The sequence below is a fragment of the Ottowia sp. genome (assembly GCF_046348305.1).
GTDB lineage: Bacteria > Pseudomonadota > Gammaproteobacteria > Burkholderiales > Burkholderiaceae_C > Ottowia.
Window position 1 is genome coordinate 445,461 of sequence record NZ_JAXMEM010000003.1, and the last position, 23,167, is coordinate 468,627.

General features: G+C 66.4%; 19 protein-coding genes and 1 pseudogene. 15 read left to right on the forward strand and 5 right to left on the reverse strand.

The annotated features are described in order from the left end of the window. Window positions 1-153 precede the first annotated feature (153 nt). Window positions 154-606: an OsmC family protein gene (locus U1F38_RS02235; RefSeq protein WP_409985425.1), complete on the forward strand. Its 453-nt coding sequence runs from the start codon at window positions 154-156 to the stop codon at window positions 604-606. Window positions 607-627: 21 nt separating this feature from the next. Here U1F38_RS02235 and coq7 read toward each other — a convergent pair whose 3' ends face one another. Beyond that, a complete protein-coding gene (coq7, locus tag U1F38_RS02240; RefSeq protein ID WP_409985426.1) occupies window positions 628-1,260 on the reverse strand; it encodes a 2-polyprenyl-3-methyl-6-methoxy-1,4-benzoquinone monooxygenase in 633 nt (210 codons plus the stop codon). A 273-nt stretch (window positions 1,261-1,533) separates the two neighbouring features. Between coq7 and U1F38_RS02245 the strand changes: the two genes are divergently transcribed. From U1F38_RS02245 to U1F38_RS02300, 12 genes and pseudogenes are all read left to right on the forward strand, one after another. After that, window positions 1,534-2,481: a porin gene (locus U1F38_RS02245; protein ID WP_409985427.1), complete on the forward strand. Its 948-nt coding sequence runs from the start codon at window positions 1,534-1,536 to the stop codon at window positions 2,479-2,481. 162 nt (window positions 2,482-2,643) lie between these two features. After that, window positions 2,644-3,624: an ABC transporter permease gene (locus tag U1F38_RS02250; protein WP_409985428.1), complete on the forward strand. Its 981-nt coding sequence runs from the start codon at window positions 2,644-2,646 to the stop codon at window positions 3,622-3,624. A 94-nt stretch (window positions 3,625-3,718) separates the two neighbouring features. Next, the gene (locus U1F38_RS02255; protein WP_409985788.1) at window positions 3,719-5,251 is read left to right on the forward strand and encodes an ABC transporter substrate-binding protein; all 1,533 of its coding nucleotides are present in this window, start codon (window positions 3,719-3,721) and stop codon (window positions 5,249-5,251) included. A gap of 85 nt (window positions 5,252-5,336) precedes the next feature. Further along, window positions 5,337-6,248, forward strand: coding sequence for an ABC transporter permease (locus U1F38_RS02260; RefSeq protein WP_409985429.1), 912 nt, complete (start codon window positions 5,337-5,339; stop codon window positions 6,246-6,248). A 156-nt stretch (window positions 6,249-6,404) separates the two neighbouring features. Next, a complete protein-coding gene (locus U1F38_RS02265; protein WP_409985430.1) occupies window positions 6,405-7,379 on the forward strand; it encodes an ABC transporter ATP-binding protein in 975 nt (324 codons plus the stop codon). 164 nt (window positions 7,380-7,543) lie between these two features. Beyond that, window positions 7,544-8,500, forward strand: coding sequence for an ABC transporter ATP-binding protein (locus U1F38_RS02270; protein WP_409985431.1), 957 nt, complete (start codon window positions 7,544-7,546; stop codon window positions 8,498-8,500). 202 nt (window positions 8,501-8,702) lie between these two features. Further along, window positions 8,703-9,344, forward strand: a complete 642-nt coding sequence (locus tag U1F38_RS02275; RefSeq protein WP_409985432.1) for a choice-of-anchor C family protein — start codon at window positions 8,703-8,705, stop codon at window positions 9,342-9,344. A 76-nt stretch (window positions 9,345-9,420) separates the two neighbouring features. Further along, window positions 9,421-9,912 carry a YbhB/YbcL family Raf kinase inhibitor-like protein gene (locus U1F38_RS02280; RefSeq protein ID WP_409985433.1) on the forward strand — a complete coding sequence of 164 codons (492 nt, stop codon included), beginning with the start codon at window positions 9,421-9,423 and terminating at the stop codon, window positions 9,910-9,912. 144 nt (window positions 9,913-10,056) lie between these two features. Beyond that, window positions 10,057-11,067: an ABC transporter substrate-binding protein gene (locus tag U1F38_RS02285; RefSeq protein WP_409985434.1), complete on the forward strand. Its 1,011-nt coding sequence runs from the start codon at window positions 10,057-10,059 to the stop codon at window positions 11,065-11,067. Window positions 11,068-11,232: 165 nt separating this feature from the next. Continuing rightward, complete coding sequence (locus tag U1F38_RS02290; protein WP_409985275.1) at window positions 11,233-12,459, forward strand: ISL3 family transposase; 1,227 nt, start codon at window positions 11,233-11,235, stop codon at window positions 12,457-12,459. A gap of 225 nt (window positions 12,460-12,684) precedes the next feature. Further along, window positions 12,685-14,911 (forward strand): annotated as a pseudogene (locus U1F38_RS02295) (ABC transporter permease). Between the two features lie 159 nt (window positions 14,912-15,070). Beyond that, complete coding sequence (locus tag U1F38_RS02300; RefSeq protein WP_409985435.1) at window positions 15,071-16,117, forward strand: ABC transporter ATP-binding protein; 1,047 nt, start codon at window positions 15,071-15,073, stop codon at window positions 16,115-16,117. 63 nt (window positions 16,118-16,180) lie between these two features. Here the strand turns inward: U1F38_RS02300 and U1F38_RS02305 are convergent, their stop codons facing one another. Next, the gene (locus U1F38_RS02305; RefSeq protein WP_409985436.1) at window positions 16,181-17,353 is read right to left on the reverse strand and encodes an ABC transporter substrate-binding protein; all 1,173 of its coding nucleotides are present in this window, start codon (window positions 17,351-17,353) and stop codon (window positions 16,181-16,183) included. Between the two features lie 325 nt (window positions 17,354-17,678). On the opposite strand from U1F38_RS02305, the gene tal reads away from it, so the two are divergent. Both tal and pgi read left to right on the forward strand, forming a co-directional pair. Then, window positions 17,679-18,626 carry a transaldolase gene (gene tal / locus U1F38_RS02310; protein ID WP_409985437.1) on the forward strand — a complete coding sequence of 316 codons (948 nt, stop codon included), beginning with the start codon at window positions 17,679-17,681 and terminating at the stop codon, window positions 18,624-18,626. A gap of 6 nt (window positions 18,627-18,632) precedes the next feature. After that, window positions 18,633-20,249, forward strand: coding sequence for a glucose-6-phosphate isomerase (gene pgi, locus U1F38_RS02315; RefSeq protein ID WP_409985438.1), 1,617 nt, complete (start codon window positions 18,633-18,635; stop codon window positions 20,247-20,249). Here the strand turns inward: pgi and U1F38_RS02320 are convergent. The 3 genes from U1F38_RS02320 to U1F38_RS02330 form a co-directional block, all read right to left on the reverse strand. Further along, on the reverse strand, window positions 20,224-21,102 hold the full coding sequence (locus U1F38_RS02320) for an ABC transporter permease (RefSeq protein ID WP_409985439.1): 879 nt from the start codon (window positions 21,100-21,102) through the stop codon (window positions 20,224-20,226). The genes pgi and U1F38_RS02320 overlap by 26 nt on opposite strands. A 188-nt stretch (window positions 21,103-21,290) precedes the next feature. Next, on the reverse strand, window positions 21,291-22,094 hold the full coding sequence (locus U1F38_RS02325; protein WP_409985440.1) for an ABC transporter ATP-binding protein: 804 nt from the start codon (window positions 22,092-22,094) through the stop codon (window positions 21,291-21,293). Then, complete coding sequence (locus tag U1F38_RS02330) at window positions 22,091-23,104, reverse strand: ABC transporter substrate-binding protein (protein ID WP_409985441.1); 1,014 nt, start codon at window positions 23,102-23,104, stop codon at window positions 22,091-22,093. Before U1F38_RS02330 ends, U1F38_RS02325 begins: the two co-directional genes overlap by 4 nt. Between the last annotated feature and the right edge of the window lie 63 nt (window positions 23,105-23,167).

Here is a 23,167-nt window from a genome sequence, read left to right on the forward strand (position 1 = left end):
GCACGGTCGTTCGCAAATCATTGTTGCGTCGCAGCATCATCGCCGGGTCCGGTCGCTTCTTTGTACACTGGGGTGTCCCTTGTGATGCGCTTGGATATCCGGGCCGGACGCATCGGGTTTCGTGCACCCTGTTTCCAGAAAGGTTGGATCACCGTGGAATGCCAAGTCACCTGGACCGGCGCGTCGGGCGCGCGCTCGGGCATGGGCTTTGTGGCCGAAACCGGCTCGGGCCACCTCATCGCCATGGATGGCGCGCCCGACGCCGCGCGGCCCGAGCTGGGCGGCCAGAATTTGGCACCGCGTCCGATGGAGGCCGTGCTGGCCGGGGCCGGCGGTTGCACCGCCTACGACGTGGTGCTGATCCTGCAGCGCGGCCGCCATGACGTGCGCGGCTGCACCGTGCGCCTGACGAGCGAGCGCGCCGCGCAGGACCCCAAGGTCTTCACGCGCATCGACATGCACTTCACGGTCACCGGCAAGGGCATTCCGGCTGCGGCCGTCGAGCGTGCCATCGCCCTCAGCCACGAAAAGTACTGCTCGGCGTCCATCATGCTCGGCAAGACGGCCGAGATCACGACCTCGTTTGCGCTCATCGACGCGGCGTGAGCGCTCTTGAGAAGCAGCGATTCAGATGTGGTGCGCGGTCGCCGTCATCACGCGCGATGCCGCGCGCATGAGGGCGCGCACCGGCAGGGGCAGTTCGGCGCCGCCGGCGGCCAGCGCCATGTCGGCGTGTCGGCCTTCGTCGATTTTCATTTGCGCCACGATGGCGCGTGAGGCCGCGTCCGCCGCAGGCAAGCGCTCCATGTGCCCGGCCAGGTGGGCCTCCACCTGGCGCTCGGTCTCGACGATGAAGCCCAGGTTCATGCGCTCGCCGCCCCATTTGCCGGCCAGCACCCCGATGCCGAAGGCGCCGGCATACCAAAGCGGGTTCAGCCAGGAGGGCCGGCTGCCCAATTGCTGCAGGCGCTCGCGGGTCCAGGCCAGGTGATCGGTTTCCTCGCGCGCGGCCGCATCCAGTTGCCGGCGCAGCGCCTCATTGGGGCTCACCAGGGCCTGTGCGCTGTACAGTGCCTGCGCGCAGACCTCGCCGACGTGATTGACCCGCATCAGGGCCCCGGACCGGCGGCTGTCGTCTTCGGTCAGGGCCGCACCGGTCACGCCGGCCGCCGGGCTGGGCCGGGCGGCACCCGGTGGAGCCAGGAGCGTGCGCAGCGCGCTGTCGGCAGCGCTCAGCAAGCGATCGGTCAGACTCATCATGCGGTGCATGGTACGCCATCGGCGTCGACGCCCTCGCAACGTGGTTCAGTCCGATTTGTTGTGTCAAGCCAACGCTCGAACCCGAGTTGTCGTCTCGATGCAACAAAAGCGGCGAGCTTCGGTCCTTTCGGTGCTGAAGTCTTTGCAAGTTGCCGGCAGGTCTGGTGCAATAGCAACAACTTCCCACACGGGGAGGTTGGCCCGGGGAACCGGCGGGAATCGCAGACGGACCCTTCGCACCGGAGCCCTATGTTTAACCTTGGAGAACTTGCAATGAAAAAATCTCTGATCGCCCTGGCAGTCCTGGGCTTCACCGGTGCCGCCATGGCTCAATCGTCCGTGACCCTGTACGGCGTGGCCGATGCTGGCGTTGCCCGCACCCAAACCGTCGATGCCAATGGCAACAAGACCAGCAAAACCGGCATGTCCAGCGCCGGCACCATGAACCACGGCAACAGCCGTCTGGGCGTGCGTGGCGTCGAAGACCTGGGTGGCGGCATGAAAGTCGGCTTCAACTTCGAAACCGGCCTGAGCCTGAAAGACGGCGCGACCGCCACCTCAGGGGGTGGCTTCTGGGGCCGTGCCGCCAACGTGTGGCTGGGTGACTTCTGGGGCACCTTCCTGATGGGCCGCACGCTGAACCCGTCGTACTACGGCATCGCCGCCTGGGAGCTGACCAGCCTGGCCAACTACTCGGCAGTCGCCAACACCTACAGCTACAACGGCATGGGTGCTCGCAGCAGCAACCAGTTCACCTACTCGACGCCCAACTTCGGCGGCCTGAGCGCGTCGGCGGGCTACATCGCCAAGGATGACAACGGTGGCAACTCCAAGTGGGATTTGAACGTCATTTACGCGAACGGTCCGATTGCCGCTGCTCTGGGTGTCAACAAGCAGCAGCAGTCCAAGACCAACTACACGCTGGGTGGCAAGTACAACTTCGGCAGCTTCGCCGTGGCCGCTTCGTACAACAACGTGTATGCAACGGGCACCAGCCTGAAGCGCCGTGGTTTCAGCCTGGGCGGTAGGGCCAACCTGGGTGCCTTCGCCGTGACGCTGGACCTGACCCGCGACACCAAGAATGACATCGCTGGCAAGAAGTACACCAACGGCGTTCTGGAAGGCAAGTACGCCCTGTCCAAGCGCACGTTCATCTACGCCGCCTACCTGCGTCTGAACAGCACCAACAATTACGGTATTGGTCTGCGCCACAACTTCTGATCGCGCGTCGGCCCCTGCGGGCCGAGCCGGATCAGCAAAAAGCCGCCTTCGGGCGGCTTTTTCATGGTGGCGCACGGTCGATGTTCGCTGGGTATGCTCGCAATCCCTGTCCTTTCAGAAGGTTTGCTCTGCTAGCATCCAGCCAGACTTTCGCGATCAAGCATGGGTGCATTCATATTTCGTCGACTGATCCAGGCCGTGGTGGTGATGGTGTCGGTGGCGTTCGTGGCTTTCCTGTTGTTTCAGTATGTGGGTGACCCGGTCGTGTTCCTGCTGGGGCAGGACGCAACGCCCCAGCAGATCCAGCAACTGCGCGCCGACCTGGGGCTGGACCAGCCGTTCTTCATGCAATTCTGGCATTTTCTGGTCAACGCAGCGCAGGGCGAATTCGGCCTGAGCCTGCGCCAGGGCCAGAAGGTCTCGCGCCTGCTGGGCGAGCGCTTTCCGGCCACGTTCGAGCTGGCCATCGTCGCGGCCGCGCTGGCCTTGTTCGTCGGTGTGCCGATGGGGGTCTACGCGGCGCTCAAGCGCGGCAGCTTCATGAGCCAGGTGTTCATGACCGTGTCGCTGCTGGGCGTGTCGCTGCCCACCTTCCTGATCGGCATCCTGCTGATCCTGATCTTTTCGGTGTGGCTGGGCTGGATGCCCAGCTTCGGGCGGGGCGAGACCGTGCAGATCGGCTGGTGGAGCTCCGGGCTGTTCACCCGCGATGGCTGGATGCACATGATCCTGCCGGCCATCACGCTGGCGATCTTTCAGCTCACGCTGATCATGCGCCTGGTGCGTGCCGAAATGCTCGAGGTGCTGCGCACCGACTACATCAAGTTTGCCCGCGCGCGGGGCCTCACGGACCGGGCCATCCACTTCGGCCACGCGCTCAAGAACACGCTGGTGCCGGTGTTGACCATCACCGGCCTGCAGCTGGGCGGGCTGATTGCGTTTGCCATCATCACCGAGACGGTGTTCCAGTGGCCGGGCATGGGGCTGCTCTTCATCCAGGCCGTCACCTTTGCCGACGTGCCGGTGATGGCGGCCTACCTGTGCCTGATCGCACTGATCTTCGTCATCATCAACCTTGTCGTGGACATGCTTTACGTCGTGGTCGATCCGCGCCTGCGCGTGGGCAAGGCCGGCGGGCATTGACCCGTCGCTTCACTCAAAACCAGAAACCAAGGAGACCTGAATGACCCCGAACACCCAACGCCTCTCGCTCGTCGTGGGCGCGGTTTTGCTGAGCATGGCTGCCGCGGCCTCGGCCCAGACGGTGCGCATCGCCAACCAGGGCGATGCACTCTCGCTGGACCCGCATTCGCTCAATGAGTCGTTGCAACTGTCGGTGGACAGCAACGCCTACGAGGCGCTGGTGGGCTGGAACAAGAAGCTGCAGATGGAGCCGCGCCTGGCCACGTCGTGGAAGCAGACGGCGCCCACGGTGTGGCGCTTCGAGCTGCGCAAGGGCGTGAAGTTCTACGACGGGACGCCCTTCACGGCGGATGACGTGGTGTTCACCATGGGGCGCATCATGGCCGACGGCTCGGACATGAAGAGCTATGGCACGGACGTGAAGGAAACGCGCAAGGTAGACGAGCACACCATCGAGATCGAGACCAAGGCGCCGCAGCCCATCCTGCCGCAGATCCTCTCGCAGGTCTACATCATGAGCAAGAAGTGGTGCGAGGCCAACAACGCCACCAAGCCGGTGGACCGGCGCAAGGGCGTCGAGAACACCGCCTCGTTCAAGACCAACGGCACCGGTCCCTTCCACGTGCGCGAGCGCCAGCCGGGCGTGCGCACCGTGTTCGTGCGCAACCCGAACTACTGGGGCAAGGTCGATGGCAATGCGCAGGAGGTCATCTTCACGCCCATCGCCAACCCGGCCACGCGCGTGGCTGCGCTGCTGTCGGGCGAGATCGACGTGATGGAGCCGGTGCCGGTGCAGGACATCGCCCGCGTCGACAGCAACCCGGGCACGCACGTGATCACCGGCCCCGAGCTGCGCACCGTGTTCCTGGGCATGGACCAGAAGCGCGACGAGCTGCTGTTCTCCAGCGTCAAGGGCAAGAATCCGTTCAAGGACGTGCGCGTGCGCAAGGCCTTCTACCAGGCCATCGACATCGAGGGCATCAAGAAGACGGTGATGCGCGGCCAGTCGCGCCCCACGGCGCTGATGGTGGGCCCCGGCATCAATGGCTGGACCGAGGCGCAGGACAAGCGCCTGCCGTTTGACGTGGAGGCCGCCAAGAAGCTGATGCAGGAGGCCGGCTACGGCAACGGTTTTGAAGTGACGATGAACTGCCCCAATGACCGCTACGTCAACGACGGGCAGATCTGCCAGGCGGTGGCCGCCAACCTGGCCAAGATCAATGTCAAGATCAACCTGCAGGCCGAAACCAAGGGCACCTACTTTCCGAAGATCCTGCGCCGCGACACCAGTTTTTACATGCTGGCCTGGACGCCTTCGACCTACGACTCGCACAACGTGCTGAACGCCATCATGCACTGCCCGGATGAGAAAACCGGCGCGGGCCAGTTCAACCTGGGCTCGTACTGCAACCCCAAGCTGGACGAGCTCTCGGCCAGGATCGGCTCCGAAACCGACCAGGCCAAGCGCAACGCCATGATCAAGGAGGCCTTCCAGATGCACATCGACGACGTGGGTCACCTGCCGCTGCACCAGCAGATGCTGGCCTGGGGCGTGAGCAAGAAGGTCGATCTGGTCCAGCTGGCCGACAACTTCATGCCCTTCAAGTGGATCACCCTGAAAAAATGACGCATGGTGCCCCTTGCTGCACGTGGGTTTTTATGCAAAACGAGCAGCCGGCGGGCGCCAGAACAGCGCGAGCAGCTATAAATAAATGAGCAGTCTCATCACCCGCTGGCTCGACAGCGACGTCGGCTACAGCTTTCGCAACTCGCCCACCGCCATCGTCGCGGCCGCGATCGCGTTTGTCTGCATCTTCTGCGCCGTCTTTGCCGGCTGGGTGTCGCCGCACAACCCGTTTGATCTGACCAAGCTGGAACTGAGCGACGCCCGGCTGCCGCCCGCCTGGTACCCGGACGGCAAATCGACCTACCTGCTGGGCACCGACGACCAGGGCCGCGACATCCTGTCGGCGCTGATCTACGGCGCGCGCATCTCGCTCGTCGTGGGCGTGGTGTCCGTCATCCTGTCGGTGCTGGTCGGCGTGGTGCTGGGGTTGGTCGCGGGCTTCAAGGGCGGCTGGATCGACACTTTTTTGATGCGCCTGTGCGACGTCATGCTGTCGTTTCCGGCCATCCTGGTGGCGCTGCTGATTGCGGGGGTGGGGCGCGCGCTGTTTCCCGACGCGCACGAGTCGCTGGCCTTCGGCGTGCTGATCATCGCCATTTCGCTCACGGGCTGGGTGCAGTACGCGCGCACGGTGCGCGGCAGCACCCTGGTCGAGCGCGGCAAGGAATACGTGCAGGCCGCACGCGTCACCGGCGTGTCGCCGCTGCGCATCATGCTGCGCCACGTGCTGCCCAACGTGATGGGGCCGGTGCTGGTGCTGGCCACCATCCAGGTCGCCACCGCCATCATCACCGAGGCCACGCTGTCCTTTCTGGGCGTGGGCGTGCCGCCCACCTCGCCCTCGCTGGGCACGCTGATCCGCGTGGGCAACGACTACCTGTTCTCGGGCGAGTGGTGGATCACGATCTTTCCCGGCGCCATGCTGGTGCTGATCGCGCTGTCGGTCAACCTGCTGGGCGACTGGTTGCGCGACGCGCTCAACCCGCGCCTGCGCTGACAAACACAATAAAAAAACCGGACGCAGAGGACGCAAAGACTCGCAGAGTTCGCAAAATGAAATTCAAAAAGCTTTTTTTGCGTCCTTTGCGAAACTTTTGCGTCCTCTGCGTCCTGTATTGAAGCTTGCTGAACCTCCCCACTGAATCGCCCCACGATGTCGCTGTTGCAAGTCAAGAACCTGGTGGTCGAGTTCCCCGGCCGGCGCGGCACCTTGCGCGCGCTGGATGACATTTCGTTCGACATCGCGCCGGGCGAAATCCTGGGCGTGGTGGGCGAGTCGGGCGCGGGCAAGTCGCTCACCGGCGCGTCCATCATCGGCCTGCTGGAGCCACCGGGGCGCGTGGCCAGCGGCCAGATCCTGCTGGAAGGCCAGCGCATCGACAACCTGCCCGCCGAGAAAATGCGCCACATCCGCGGCAAGCAGATCGGCGCCATCTTTCAGGACCCGCTCACCTCGCTCAACCCGCTCTACAGCGTGGGTCGGCAACTGGTCGAGACGATTCAGACGCACCTGCCCGTCACTGCCGCGCAAGCGCGCGAACGCGCCATCAACCTGCTGAAGGACACCGGCATTCCCGCCGCCGAGCAGCGCATCGACCACTATCCGCACCAGTTCTCGGGCGGCATGCGCCAGCGCGTCGTCATTGCGCTGGCGCTGGCGGCCGAGCCCAAGCTGATCGTGGCCGACGAGCCGACCACCGCGCTCGATGTGTCCATCCAGGCGCAGATCATCCAGCTGCTCAAGCGCGTGTGCCGCGAGCGCGGCGCGGCCGTCATGCTGATCACGCACGACATGGGCGTGATCGCCGAGACCTGCGACCGCGTGGCCGTGATGTATGCCGGCCGCGTGGCCGAAATCGGCCCGGTGCACCACGTCATCAACCAGCCCGCTCACCCTTACACCAAGGGCTTGATGGCCTGCATTCCCGACATGGAGCAGGACCGCGAGCAGCTCAACCAGATCGACGGCGCCATGCCCCGGCTGAATGCGATTCCGCGCGGCTGCGCCTTCAACCCGCGCTGCCCGCAGGTGTTCGAGCGCTGCCGCGTCGAGCGCCCCGAGCTGATGGCCGCCGGCGCCACGCGGGCCGCGTGCTGGCTGCACGCGCATCAGGAGGTGGCGGCATGACGCGCAATTGTTCTTTCCCCGGTATGGGCTCCTTCCCCCTCTGGGGGAAGGCTGGGATGGGGGCCAGCAGCTTGTTGGAGTCGGGCGCCGCCGGCCCCCACCCCAACCCTCCCCCGGAGGGGGAGGGAGCGACGCAGCCCCTGGTGCGCGCCGAGGGCCTGGCGATGAGCTTCGACGTCTCGCCGCCGCTGCTCAACCGCATCCTGGAGCGCAAGCCGCGCCAGTTGCTGCAAGCCGTCGACGAGGCCAGCTTCACCATCAACAAGGGCGAGACCCTGGCCCTGGTGGGCGAGTCGGGCTGCGGCAAGAGCACCGTGGCGCGCGTGCTGGTGGGCCTGTACCAGCCGACGCGCGGGCGCTTCTTCTTCAAGGGCCAGGACGTGCACGCCGCGCTGGCCAAGGGCGGGCGCGAGCTGCGCCGCGGCATCCAGATGATCTTTCAGGACCCCTATGCCAGCCTCAACCCGCGCTGGAAGGTGGCCGACATCATTGCCGAGCCGCTGCACGAGCACGGCCTGGTTCAGTCCAGGGCCGAGGCCGACGAGCGCGTGGCCGCCCTGTTGCAGTCGGTGGGCCTGGCGGCCGTGGACATGGCCAAGTTTCCGCACCAGTTCTCGGGCGGGCAGCGCCAGCGCATCTCGATTGCCCGCGCGCTGGCCACGCAGCCTGAATTTCTGGTGTGCGACGAACCCACCAGCGCGCTGGACGTGAGCGTGCAGGCGCAGGTGCTCAACATCATGAAGAAGCTGCAGCGCGAGCGGCAGCTGACCTACCTGTTCATCAGCCACAACCTGGCCGTGGTGCGCCACGTGAGCGACCACGTGGGCGTGATGTACCTGGGCCGCATCGTCGAGCTGGCGCCCAAGCGCACGCTGTTTGCCACGCCGCGCCACCCCTACACGCGCATGCTGCTGGACGCCATCCCCAAGATGCACGACACCGGCCGCGCGCGCACCCCGGTGCAGGGCGAGGTGCCCAACCCGCTCAACCCGCCCACGGGCTGCACCTTTCATCCGCGCTGCCCACTGGCCAACGCGCGCTGCAAGGCCGAGCGACCCGCGCTGCAAGCCATCGGGGGTGTTCAGGTGGCCTGCCACGCGGTGGAGGAGGGGCGCGTCTAGCGACGTCGGTCCTGGCAAAAAGGTGCGCGGCGAGCCCGCACGGAAGATGGCGTCGTCGATGGCGCCTTGTGGGTGTGGAGTGATTGCAACACCGACCGGTGCGTGTACAGAAAAACACTGGACGACGTTGACAAAGCGCATGAAACTGTTTTTTGATTTTCCTCTTGATTCAGGCCGATCCAATTTGGCTGGGAGAACGAAGATGAACGTGTTGACCAAGCCCATCGTGCTTTTGGCCTTGAGCGTCGCGATGGGTGGCGCAGCCCAAGCGGCGCCGTTTCAGAACGGGAGCTTCGAGACCGGACCGGCTGCCGGCAGCTTTGTCAACCTCCCGGCCGGCAACACACAGATCACCGGGTGGACCGTCACCGGGGCCAACATCGATTACATCGGCACCTACTGGACGGCAGCGGACGGCAGTCGGTCTCTGGATCTGAGCGGTGGCAGCGCCGGCGGCGTTCAGCAGGCCTTCGACACGCAAGCGGGCCACGTGTATCGCGTCAGCTTCTCTTTGGCGGGCAACCCCACTTGCGCACCCACGATCAAGACCGTGCAAGTTCAGGCGACGGGCGGGGCTTCGACCAACTACACCTTCGACGTCACGGGCCACAGTCAAGCCAGCATGGGCTGGACGACGCAAATCTATACGTTCACGGCCACGGGCTCGACCAGCACCCTGAGTTTCACCAGCCTGGACAACACGCCCTGTGGTCCCGCGCTGGACAACGTGGTGGTGACTGATGTCACGCCGGCGCCGGTCCCGACCCTGTCGCAATGGGGCTTGGTGGGCTTGGCGGGCTTGCTCGGCTTCGCGGCATTGCGCGGACGGCGGCGCAATCGCTGAGTCAGGAGCGTTTGCGCCCGGGTTGTCCACGCGGGCCCGGCGCGCCTGCTAAGCTGGGGTTTTGCAGGAGACCACCATGCCTTTCACCCTCAGCAGTCCCGACATCGCCGCCGGCAGCACCATCGACCAGCGCTTCGAGTTCGACAGCTTCGGCTGTTCCGGCGCCAACCAGTCGCCCGTGTTGCGCTGGAGCGGCGAGCCGGCCGGAACAAAAAGCTTTGCCCTGAACGTGTACGACCCGGACGCGCCCACCGGCTCGGGCTTCTGGCACTGGGTGCTGATCGACTTGCCCGCCGGCGTGCATGAGCTGGCCGCCGACGCCGGCGCCAAGGGCGGCGCCAAGCTGCCCGCCGGCGCACGCCAGATCCGCAACGACTACGGCATCTACGCTTGGGGCGGCATGTGCCCGCCGCCGGGTGACAAGCCGCACCGCTACATCTTCACCGTCCATGCCTTGTCGGTGCCGCGCATCGAAGTGCCGGACGACGCGCCGGCCGCGCTGGCCGGCTTCATGGTCAACGCCAACACGCTGGCCAAGGCGTCGTTCACGGCCACCTACGGGCGCTGACGGGGCTCGATTCGCGCACGCGCGCCCGACGGATTCCCGGTGAATCCCCGAGGGTGGCAACGCGTGCCGGCGTGATATGTTTGCAGGCTCCATGGGTGGCGTTGCCGGTCGCGCCACCCGGTCCTTTTCACGCCTCCGCACGCCATGAAGCCAGCAGCCATCCTTGCCCTGTCCCTGATCGCCTTGCCCGGCCTTGCCAGCGCCCAGGGTCAGGTCAACATCATCTGTTCGGTGCAGGCCGAGTGGTGCAACATGATGAGCACCGTATTTGCCAAGAGCACGGGCATCAAGGTCAACATGACGGCCAAGGGCTCGGGCGAGGCGCTGGCGCAGCTGATGGCCGAGCGGGCCAACCCCAAGACCGACGTGTGGTTTGGCGGCACGGGCGACCCGCACCTGCAGGCGGCCGAGCAGGGCTTGTCGCTCGAATACAAGTCGCCCTTGCTGCCCCAGCTCTACCCCTGGGCGCAAAAGCAGGCGGCTGACTCCAAGTACCGCACCGTGGGCGTGTACCTGGGCCCGCTGGGCTTTGGCTTCAACACCGAGCTGCTGGCCAAGAAGAAGGCCACCGCGCCTACGTCCTGGGCCGATTTGCTCAAGCCCGAATACAAAGGCGAGATCCAGATGGCCAACCCGGCCTCCAGCGGCACCGCCTACACCATGATCGCCACCCTGGTGCAGCTGATGGGCGAGGACAAGGCCTTCGACTACATGAAGGCGCTGGACAGGAACATCAGCGCCTACACCCGCTCGGGCACCGCGCCCGTCAAGGCCGTGGCGCGCGGCGAGACCATGGTGTCGATCAGCTTCGTGCATGACGCCACGACCGAGAAGGTCAACGGCTTTCCGGTCGGCCAGGCCACGCCCAGCGAGGGCACGGGCGCCGAGGTGGGCTCGATGAGCATCGTCAAGGGCGGCCCCAACACCGCCAACGCCAAGGCCTTCTACGAGTGGGCGCTCACCCCCGGTGGCCAGCAGTTTGGCCTGGCGGCCAAGCAGTTTCAGCTGCCCAGCAACAGCAAGGTGCCGATCGACCCGCGCATGAGCGACCCCAAGAAAATCAAGCTCATCAACTACGACTACGCCAAATACGGCGCCAGCGCCGAGCGCAAGCGCCTGATCGCCAAGTGGGAAAAAGAAATCCGCCTCTCTTGAATTTTGAGTGGGCGGAATCGAGGGTGTTTTGGTTGCTGGCCGGGGTCAAGGGCAGGCGAAGCCCGGCGCAGCGAACCCTTGACGCTGGCCAGCAACCGGTACGCTGTCGTCTTGGCCGATGCGGCACGTTGACGCATCGGCCATGACAAACAGGGAGCGATTCGCATGCATGACAAGTTGTTCGAAGCGGCGCTCGGCATCACGCAGCCGTGGTTCGTTGCCGGCGTCCGCTTCGACGAGGCCTCCAAGGTCTTGACGGTGGGTATCGACTTCACCGCCGGCAGCTGCTTTGCCGTCGAGGCGGTGGCCGGCGAGCATCCGGTGCACGACACCGTGACCAAGGTCTACCGGCACCTGAACTTCTTCCAGCACGAATGCGTGCTGCAGGTGCGCACGCCGCGCGTGAGGCTGCCCGACGGGCGGGTAGCGCTGATCAAGCCGCCGTTCGCAGGTAAACTCTCGGGCTTCACGCTCTTGTTCGAGGCGCTGGTGCTGATGCTGGCGCCGCAGATGCCGTTTGCGGCGGTGGCGCGCATCGTGGGCATCTCGGCGTACCGGGTGCTGGCCATCTGCCGTCGCTATGTCGAGTTGGCGCTGGAGGCCGCCGATTTCAGTGACGTCACCGCGTTGGCCATCGACGAGACCTCGCGCGCCAAGGGCCACGACTACATCACGCTGGCCGCCGATGCGCAAAAACGCCGAGTGCTGGCCGTGACCGAAGGACGCGATGCCAAGACGATCACAACCATCGCTGGCGAACTGGCCAAGCACGGCTGCCCGCCCGAGCAAATCGACTCGGTCAGCATCGACATGTCGCCGGCGTTCATCAAGGGCTGCACCGATGAGTTGCCCAACGCCCGCATCACGTTCGACAAGTTCCACGTCGTCTGGCATGCCAATGCGGCCGTGGACAAGATGCGGCGCATCGAGCAGCGCAGCGACAAGTCGCTCAAGGGGCTGCGCTGGTCGCTGCTGAAGGATCGCGCCAGTCTCAACCCCGAGGCCGCTGCCGATCTCGATGCGCTGGTCGCCAGGATGACCACGGTGCGCACGGCTCGCGCCTGGGTCTACAAGGAACGGCTGCGCGAGATCCTCGAGCGCAAGCAGATCAACGTCGTGCGCTCGATGCTCGAGCACTGGTGCACCTGCGTCATGCGCTCCAAGGTCGAGCCGATGAAAGACGTCGCCGCCCTCGTGCGGCGTCACATCGAAGGCATCGTCGCCTGGGCACAAACCCGCCAGACCAATGGCTTCCTCGAAGCACTCAACGGCCTGTTCCAAGCCGCCAAGCGCCGAGCCCGCGGCTTCGCGACCTTCAACACGATCAAGGTCGTCGTCTTCCTGATCGCCGGCAAGCTCGACTTCCATGCCGTCAACCCTCATGCCCGGTAACCCACTCGATTTTCAACAGAGCCAGAAATCCAGAACCAGGGCAAGTGAGCGCGGGCGCTGGTGTCGTCATCGTTATCCGTCACGCTGCGCGTCACCCGCCAGAGCATGAACCCCGCGGTGCCGAGTGGCCACGGAGCAGGCCAGGCCAGAGCGCCCGTGGCCGGGGTCTCCCCCGGCCACTGGGCGCGTCCCCTGCAAGGGGGTGGGCGAAACATCGCGTAGCGAGTGGAGACTGGGGGTGTTCATTTGACTTCTGCCAACCGGCCGCTGTGGGGCTGGGTGCTTGCCGGTACGCTGGGCTATCTGGCGCTGCCCTGGTATGCCGCGCAGGACACCAACGGCCTGCTGCTGGTCGGCCAGGTGTTCAGCGCCGAGCATGCCGGCAACGGCCTGATGCAGGCCCTGGTGTACGGGCGTCCTTGGCTCCTGGTCGGGGTGCTGGGCCTGGCGCTGTGCGCGGTGGGCGCGGCCCTGGCACCGGGGCGCGTGCAGGGCGGCTGGCTGTTGGCCGGTGGTGTGCTGGGCGCGCTGGGCCTGCTGGCCAGCGGCTTTGCCATTGGCGCGCGCGGCTGGGCCTTCGACAGCTTGAACACGGCGTTTGGCGAGTTGGCCGTGCGCCAGTTCGGCATGGGCTGGGGCGCGGCGCTGGTGCTGGCCGCGCTGGCGGTGCTGGCGGCTTTCGGGCTGGCGCGGCGTGGCTTGTTTCGCGGCGATCTGTTTGTGTCGGCCGCCGTGGTGGTGAGCGGGGCGCTGCTGGCCATCTTCATCGTGTATCCGGTGCTCAAAGCCTTGTCGGCGGCGGTGTTCACCGAAGAAGGTCAGGCCTCCTTGGGGGTTTTGTGGGAGCGCCTGTTCAACGAACGCAATTTCGGGCTGGGCTGTTTTGCCGGGGCGCCCAGCTGCGGCGTGGCCTGGAACACCTTGCTGCTGGCCCTGATGACCGCGGCCAGCACCACGCTGCTGGGCACGCTGATGGCGCTGATGGCCGAGCGCGGCAGCCGGCGCCTGGCCGGGCCGCTCAGCATGGTGGCGCTGCTGCCCATCGTCACGCCGCCCTTCGTGGTGGGACTGGGGCTGATCCTGCTGTTTGGCCGCGCGGGCCTGGTCAACCAGTGGCTGGAGTGGGCCTTCGGCATCCCGCCCACACGCTGGTTCTATGGCTGGGTTGGCATCTGGATGGCGCAGACCTTTGCCTTTGCGCCGATCGCCTTCATGATCATGCGCTCGGTGGTGCAGGGCGTGGCGCCCAGCCTGGAGGAGGCCGCGCAAACCCTGCGCGCCAGCCCGGCGCAAACCTTTCGCACCATCACGCTGCCGCTGCTGGGGCCGGGGCTGGCCAACGCTTTTGATCGGCTTCATTGAGAGCATGGCCGATTTCGGCAACCCCATCGTGGTGGGCGGGCAATTCTCGGTGCTGTCCACCGAAATCTTCTTTGCCATTGTCGGCGCGCAGTACGACCAAGGCCGCGCCGCCGCGCTGGCCTGGCTGCTGGCGGGGTTTGCGCTGGTGGTCTTTCTGCTGCAACAGGCCCTGCTGGGCAAGAAGAGCTACACCACCGTCACCGGCAAGGGCGACGCCGGCATTCCCATGCCGCTGCCGCGCGGCGTACGCCGGCTGGTGCAGGGCGTGGCGCTGCCCTGGCTGGTGTTCACGCTGCTGGTCTACGGCTTTGCCTTCACCGGCGGCTTCGTCAAGACCTGGGGGCGCGACTACACGCCCACGCTGCAGCACTTTCACACCACCTTCGCGCTGGACTGGAGCGAGCACGGCCTGGTGTGGGCCGGCACGGCCTGGAACTCGTTTTTCACCACCTTCAAGCTGGCGGCCATCTCGGCGCCGCTCACCGCCGCGCTCGGCCTGGGCATTGCGTGGCTTTTGGCGCGCACGCAGTTCAAGGGGCAGGGCGCGTTCGAGTTCGCGGCCCTGCTGGCCTTTGCCATTCCGGGCACGGTGCTGGGCGTGAGCTACATCCTGGCCTTCAACATGCCGCCGCTGGAGCTGACGGGCACGGCGCTGATCATCGTGCTGTGCTTTGTGTTTCGCAACCTGCCGGTGGGCGTACGCGCCGGCACGGCGGCCTTCAAGCAACTCGACCGTTCGCTGGACGAGGCCTCGCTGATGCTGCGCGCCGGCAGCCTGCAAACCCTGCGCCATGTGGTGCTGCCGTTGCTCAAGCCGGCGCTGGTGACAGCGCTGGTCTACAGCTTCGTGCGCGCCATCACCACCGTCAGCGCCGTCATCTTTTTGGTCACGGCCGAGAACGAGCTGGCCACCACCTACATCATCGGCCGCGTCGGCAACGGCGACTACGGCGTGGCGCTGGCCTATTGCACGGTGCTGATCGTGCTGATGGCGCTGGGCGCGGCGCTCATCCAGTGGCTGGTGGGCGAGCGCAAGCTGGGCCGGCGCCGCGCGGGCGCGCAGCCGCAGGGCAGCCAGGGGGCGACATGAAGGCCGCAAGAAAACCGGACGCAGAGGACGCAAAGAATACGCAGAAGACGCAAAAGGAAAAGCAAAAAATCTCTTATGTTTTGCGTCCTTTGCGATTTTTTTGCGTCCTCTGCGTCCGGCTGTTTTCAACGCATCCAACCCCCATCGATAGCACACACCATGTCCGGCATCGTCTTCAAGAACGTCGTCAAGCGCTACGGCACGGGGCCCGCGGCCGCGCTGGCCGTCAAGGGCGTGAGCTTTGAGGTGCCCAAGGGCACGCTCACCACCATCCTGGGGCCCTCGGGCTGCGGCAAGACCACCATCTTGCGCATGATCGCCGGGCTGGAGTTGCCCACCAGCGGCCAGGTGTTCATTGACGGGCGCGAGGTGACCACGCTCGGGCCGGCCGAGCGCAACGTGAGCATGATGTTCCAGAGCTACGCGCTGTTTCCGCACATGAGCGTGCTGGACAACGTGATGTACGGCCTGAAGATGTCGGGCGTGGACAAGGCCAGCGCAACCCAGCGGGCCCAGGCGGCCTTGCAGGGCGTGGGGCTGGTGGGCATGGACGCGCGCCTGCCCAGCGAGCTGTCAGGTGGCCAGCAGCAGCGCGTGGCGCTGGCGCGCGCGCTGGTGCTGGAGCCGGCGGTGCTGCTGTTCGACGAGCCGCTGTCCAATCTGGACGCGCGCCTGCGCCGCGACATGCGCGAGGAAATCCGCGCCCTGCAGCAGCGCCTGGGCCTGACGGTGGCCTATGTCACGCACGACCAGAGCGAGGCGCTGGCCGTGAGCGACCAGATCATCGTGATGGACCACGGCGTGATTGCCCAGGCCGGCACGCCGACGGAGCTGTACGAGCACCCGGCCAGCGAATTTGTCGCCGGCTTCATGGGCGACGCGCTGCTGCTGCCCGGCACCGTGCTTGCAGACGGACAGGTTCGGTTGGGGCCGCTGATGATTCGTCCGCGCCGCGCCATGCCGGCGGGTAGCGTCAAGGTGGCGGTGCGGCCGCAGGCCTGGCGAATCGGCGCCGCGGGCTCCGGCTTGCCGGCGACCTTGTGCAAGGCGGCTTATCTGGGTGGCGTGATGGAGTACACCTTTGATACCGCCTTGGGCAGTATCTTGGCCATTTCCCGCGATGTGGAGACGCCGCTGGCAGCAGGCAATTGCGTTGGCTTGACGCTGGGCAGTCAAGGGGTGTCGGTGGTGCCGGCGGCGGCCTGATTGCGCCGGCATCGGGTTCGCGGCGCGCTTGACCGGCGCGCGCATGCTCTGCAGTGCTTGTCGTCAGGTCAGCAACTGGCCCGTCGCGCTCACGACGCCAACGTCCACGTATTCGCATCCCTCATGGCCGGGGCGGCTGAAGTTGAAACGCAGCCCACCGGCATCCCAATCCTCGATCCGCTCGAGCCCGGCCATGACCGCGGCTCGCGTGGGCGAAGGGCCCGCGCGGCGCAGCCCTTCGGCCAGCACCATGGCGTCGATGTAGCCCTCGATGCTGGCCAGCGACAAGTCCTTGTGGCCGGCGGCGCGCATGTCGTCCTGATAGCGGCGCGCGATCGCGGTGCGACGCGAGTAGGGTGACGGAACGGCGATCGAGAAGCCGGCCCCGTGGGCTTGCTCTCCCATGGCGAAGATGGAGCCCGCACTGATCGAGATGCCGTACACCATGGGGTTGCCGCCGGCCGCGCGCAAGGCCTTCAGGAAGGGTCCGGCGGTGCCGGCCAGGCCGACGATCACGATGTCGGGTTTGACCCCGGCGATTTGCTTGGCTGCCGGCTCCACTTCCAGGCTGACGGTGCCGGGCGTGGTGGCGATGATGACCGGTTCGAGTTTTTGGCGTGCCATGGCTGCCTGAAAGCCGGCCAGCAGCGATGCGCCCAACGGGTCTTTGGGATGCACCAGGCCGACGCGCTTCTGGCCCGACGATGCGGCTTGGCGCACCAGGCGGTCGATTTCCTGGTCGTAGTTGGCCCGTGCCCAGAAGACGTTGGGGCTTGCTTTTTTGCGCAGCGAAACGGTCCCGGTGTTCGGACCCACCACGGCCATGCCCGGGACGGCGTCGATGATTTCGGCCGACTGCCGCGTGCCCAGCGGATGCAGCAGCGCCAGCACCGAGGGGTCGGCGGCAAAGGCGAGCGCGTTGGCCTTGGCCACGTCGGGCTTGAAGCCGTCATCCTTCATGACCAGTTCGACTTTGCTGCCAAAGATGCCACCGGCCTTGTTGAGCGCCGCGACGAACGCGCTTGAACCGGCAAACATGCCGGAGCCATTGGCTTTCTCGACGCCGCTGTTGTCGAAGGTGGTGCCGATGCGGATGACTCGTCCGGCCGATCCCTGGGCGTACGCCGCCAGGCCGACATGGGCAGCCGCCCCGGCAGCCGCCAGTTGCAGCACGCTGCGACGGCGCAGCAGGGACGGGGCAGAGGGCGGCGGGCAAGGGGCGTTCGATGTCGACATGGCGGATCAAGGTGTGGGGTCGCTGTCAATACCTGCACGGCAGATACGATTGATACAACTCAACACAATAGCAGAAAAGTTTTCCCACCAATGCGCGGGCCCTGCCCGAACGGCCCAAAAAAAGCACAAAAATCTACACAATTCCACGGTCCGGGTGTGGGTGGGTTCGGATTGCCTCGCCGGAGTGGCACGCCGGAGCCGCCACGCCGGTGGGCCGTGGCTCTTCCGTGGTCGCGAACCGCGGTCCGTCAGGGCTGGGACACACGTGCGCGGCTGGCGGGTGGCGGGCGGCGCGGGCAGGCCGCCGGCGGGGATAATTGGCGCGATGAACCAACTCGATGCGCTGAAACAACTGACCACCGTCGTGGCTGACACCGGCGACTTCAGGCAACTGGCGCAATACCAGCCGCGCGACGCCACCACCAACCCCTCGCTGATCCTGAAGGCGGTGCAAAAGCCCGAGTACGCGCCGCTGCTGGCGCAAACCGTGGCGGCCCACACCGGCAGGCCGGTGGATGAGCAGATGGACCGGCTGCTGGTGCGCTTTGGCTGCGAGATCCTGTCGCTGATTCCGGGCCGCGTGTCCACCGAGGTCGATGCCCGCCTGTCTTTCGACATGCCGGCCAGCGTGGCGCGGGCCCAGCGCATCCTGGCGATGTATCGGGCCGAGGGCATCGACCCGCAGCGCGTGCTCATCAAGGTGGCCAGCACCTGGGAGGGTGTCCAGGCGGCCCGGCAGTTGCAGGAGCGCGGCATCGCCTGCAACATGACGCTGCTGTTCTCGTTTTGCCAGGCGGTGGCCTGCGGGCAGGCCCGGGCGCAGCTCATCTCGCCCTTCGTCGGGCGCATCTACGACTGGTACAAGAAGGCCGCCGGCGCCGGCTGGGACGAAGCCGCCATGGCCGGCCCCAACGATCCCGGCGTGCAGTCGGTGCGCCGCATCTACGAGTACTACAAGCACTTCGGCATCGCCACCGAGGTGATGGGTGCGAGCTTTCGCAATATCGGCCAGATCACCGCGCTGGCCGGTTGTGACCTGCTGACCATCGCACCCGAGCTGATGGCGCAACTGGCCGCCAGCAATGCGCCGCTGCCGCGCGCGCTGGACGCACAGGCCGCCCGCGCGCTGGACCTGAAGCCGGTGCAATACGACGAAGCCGGCTTTCGCCTGGCGCTGAACGAGGACGCCATGGCCACCGAAAAACTGGCCGAGGGCATCCGGGTGTTCATTGCCGATGCGCACAAGCTCGAGGCGCTGATCCAGGCGCGCTGATCCGCGATGAGCTGGCAACACCGCCCGCGCTGCGACGAGACGCCGAGCTGGGCGCTGCTGGCGGCGCATCACGCGCATTGCTTTGAGGGGCCCGCCGCCTTTGACCTGCGCCGCGCGTTTGCCGAGGACGTGCAGCGCGTGGCGGCCTTCAGCTTCGACGCGCCGCCGGTCTTTGCCGACCTGTCCAAGAACCTGATCGACCGCGAGGCGCAACAACTGCTGAACCAGCTGGCGCGCGAATGCGGCGTCGAAGCGCATCGCGACGCCATGCTGCGCGGCGCGCCCATCAACACCAGCGAGCAGCGCGCGGTCACGCACGTGCACTGGCGTTGGGCATTGAATCAGGCTGCAACGCCCGGCAATCAAGCGCAGACAGCTATCAATTCAATAGTTTCAGGACTACCCACGGCAGCGGGGCAACTGCAGGCCATGCTGGACTGCGCCGAGGCCGTGCGCACCGACCGCGCCATCACCGACGTGGTGCACATCGGCATCGGCGGCTCCGATCTGGGGCCGCGCCTGGTGGTGCAGGCGCTGCGCAGCGGCGGCCATTCGGATGGGCCGCGCCTGCACTTCGTCGCCAACATGGACGGGCACGAATTGGCTGAAACGCTGCTTGGCCTGAAGCCGGGCAGCACCCTGTTCATCGTGGCGTCCAAGACCTTCGGCACCGCCGAGACCTTGCGCAACGCCCAGTCTGCGCGCGCGTGGTTCGAGGCCCAGGGTGGCCGCGACGTGGCGCGCCACTTCATCGCCGTCAGCGCCAACGCGGCCGCCGCTGCCGCCTTCGGGGCCGGGTGCTGCCTGGGTTTCGACGAGGGGGTGGGCGGGCGCTTCTCGTTGTGGTCCGCCATCGGCCTGCCCATTGCCATCGCCATCGGTCGCGATGGCTTTCTTGACCTGCTGGCCGGCGCGCGGACCATGGACGCGCACTTTGCCGGCGCGCCGATCGAGCAGAACCTGCCGCTGCAACTGGCCTTGCTCGATCTCTGGTATCGCAATTTTCTCGGCCTGCACAGCCGCTGCGTGGCCCCATACCACCACGGCCTGCGCCAGTTGCCGGCCTATCTGCAGCAACTGGAGATGGAGAGCAACGGCAAGGGCGTGGACGCGCGCGGCCGCACCCTGGCCTTTGCCAGCGCGCCGGTCACCTGGGGGCAGGCCGGCAGCAACGGCCAGCATGCGTTTTTTCAGATGCTGCACCAGGGCAGCGAGGTGGTGCCCGTCGAGTTCGTGCTGGTGCAGCGCCCGGCCCACGCCTTGTCCGGCCATCACGACAAGCTGCTGGCCAACGCGCTGGCGCAGGCGCGCGCGCTGATGTGCGGGCAGACGGGCGACGCGCCCGAGCGGCACTTTCCGGGCAACCGGCCTTCCACGGTGCTGATGTTGCCCGATTTGTCGGCCCGCAGCCTGGGCGCGCTGCTCTCGCTTTATGAGCACCGCACCTTCGTGCTGGGCTCGCTGTGGGGCATCAACAGTTTCGACCAATGGGGCGTGGAGCTGGGCAAGCGCCACGCCGGCGAGATCGAAACCGCCTTGTGGACCCACACCGAGGGCAGCGCGCTGGACCCCTCGACGGCCGCACTGCTGGCGCGACTCAAAACGCCGCCGGCCGCCACTTGAGCAGGCGCTTTTCCAGCCGCGTCAGCACGAAGTCGGCCACCAGGGCAACGGCCGCCAGCAGGATCATGGCGGCAAACACGCCGCTGGCGTTGAAGGCGCCTTGCGCCGTCGAGATGAGCAGGCCCATGCCCTGCTTGGCGCCCAGAAACTCGCCCACCACCGCGCCCACCAGGGCAAAGCCGAAGCTGACGTGCAGGCTGGCCAGAATCCAGGACATGGCCGACGGAATGACCACGGCCGTGGTGACCTGGCGCGGCGAGGCGCCCAGGATGCGGGCGTTGGCGATGAGGTACTTGTCGGCCTCGATCACGCCCTGGAAGGCGTTGCCGAACACGACGAAGAACACCATCACCACGGCCAGCGCCACCTTGGAGGCCATGCCCAGGCCCAGGGCGATGACGAACACCGAGCCCAGCACCACGCGCGGGATCGAGTTGGCGATCTTGATGTAGAGGCTGAACACGTCGGCCAGCAGCTTGTTGCGGCCCAGCACGATGCCGAAGATGATGCCGCCGATGCCGCCGATCAGAAAGCCGATGACGGTTTCCTCCAGCGTCACGGCAATCTGCACCCACAGCGGGCCTTGCGAGGTGCCGTCGCGCACCCACTCCACAATCTGCTCCCAGATCAGCGAGGGCTGCGAGTAGAAGAACGGGTCGATCCACTTGCGGCTGGCGGCCAGCTCCCAGCCGCCCAGCACGACGAACAGGAACAGCAGGCGCAGGCCGATGATGACCCACTTGCGCCGGCGCAAGGCGGCCTGGGCGCGCAGCGATTCGCGCGCCAGTGCTTCCTCGCTGAGTGAAGCGGGTGGGGCGGCGCCTGGCGCATGGGCGAGAACAGCGGTATTCATGGCGGCTTTCCTTGATGGGTTGTTTGCGGTGCATCGCACCGTCGGTGGCAGTCAATCCACAGCGAGCCCGATGGCCGCGGAGCAGGCCGGACCAGCGATCGCCGTGGCCGGGGTCTCCCCGGTCACTGGCGATGCCCCCTGCAAGGGGGTTGGCGGAACATCGCGCAGCGAGTGGAGACTGGGGGTGTTCAATGAATGGACACTTCTTCGCGCAGGTCGGCCCAGATGCGCTTGGACAGCTCGATGAAGTTGGGGTGGTAGCGCACCTCGGCCATCACGCGCGGGCGCGGCAGGTCGATCGGGTAGACGCGCTTCAAGGTGGCCGGGCGCGCCGACAGCACGAACACGCGGTCGGCCAGGGCAATGGCCTCCTCGATGTCGTGCGTGACGAAGACCACCGATCCGCCGCGGTCCGACCACAGCTTGAGCAGCTCGTCCTGCATCAGCGTGCGCGTCTGCATGTCCAGCGCCGAAAACGGCTCGTCCATCAGCAGGATTTCGGGGTTGTTGATGAAGGTCTGCGCCAGCGCCACGCGCTTGCGCATGCCGCCGGAGAGCTGGTGCGGATAGTGCTGCGCAAAGCCGGCCAGCCCCACGCGGTTGATCCACTGCGCCGCCAGCTCGTGCGCCTGCTGGTGGGGCGTGCCGCGAAACACCGGGCCGGCGGCCACGTTGTCGATCACGTTGCGCCACGGAAACACCGCGTCGGCCTGGAACACGAAGCCGATGCGCGGATCGATCCCGGTCACCGGCTGGTTCATCACCCGCACCTTGCCGACGGTGGGTTGCAGCAGGCCGGTGATCATGTTCAGCGTGGTCGACTTGCCGCAGCCCGTGGGGCCGACGATGGCGACAAACTCGCCGCGCGCCACCGCCATGGTGAAGTTGCGCAGCGTCACGGTGGCCGTGCCGTCGCCCGAGATGAAGCGCAGCGACACGTCGTCGAATTCGATGGCCGGTGCAGCGCCGGCGGTGCTTGGGGTGGTGCTCATTTGGCGGTGGGCAGGAAGGCGTTGGTATAGGTCTTGGACAGGTCGATGTTCTTGGCCTTGACCTGCGGCTTGAAGGTGGCGAGCACCTTCAGCACTGTCTCGGGTCCGCCCTCCGGCATGCGGCCGTCCTGGGTGAACATGGGCAGCGAGGACTTGATGGCCGCCACGTACAGCGCCTTGTCGCTGCCGTAGTAGTCGCGCGGCATCTTGTCGGCAATCTCCTCGGCGCTGTGCGTGTGGATGTACTGCATGGTCTTGGCAAAGGCGCGCGCCAGCTTGCTGGCCTGCGCCTTGTTGGCGTCGGCCCAGCTGTTGGCCACGTACAGGCTGGATGCCGGGTACAGGCCACCCAGCGCCGCGCGCGTGCCCTCTTCGGTGCGCATGTCCACCAGTACCTGGGCGTCGCCGGTCTTCAGCAGCTGCGAGATGGTGGGTTCGGTGGTCATGCCGGCCTGGATGCGGTCCTGCTTGATGGCGGCGATGAAGCTGTTGCCCGCGCCCACCGGCAGCAGCGAATAGTCCTTGGACTCCACGCCCTGGCGCAGCGCCAGGTAGCGCGTCAGAAAGTCGGTGGACGAGCCCAGGCCCGTCACGCCCAGGGTCTTGCCCTTGGCGTCGGCCATGCTCTTGAAGGTGGGTGCGGCCTTGGTGGACACCATCTCCACCTCGCCCGGCACCTTGCCGAACACGGCGATGGCCTCGACCTCCTTGCCCTTGCTTTGCAGGTCGATGGTGTGGTCATAAAAGCCCACCACGCCCTGCACCGCGCCGGCGATCAGCTGGTTCTCGGCATCTACGCCCGCGGGTTGCGATTGCAACTCGACGTTCAGGCCTTCGTCCTTGAAGTAGCCCAGCGCCTCGGTCAGCTTGGCGGGCAGGTAGATGATCTTGTTGATGCCGCCGACCATGATGGTGATCGGCGCGTCGGCGGCCTGGGCCGTGGGTGCGGCCAGGGCAAAGGCGGCGCACAAGGCACTGGCCAGAAGGCTGCGGCGGGCAAGGGAGGACATTTCGATTTTCCTTTCAAGGGTTGACAGGACTCGCCGGCCGACGGGGCGCCGCGAGGACCGGTT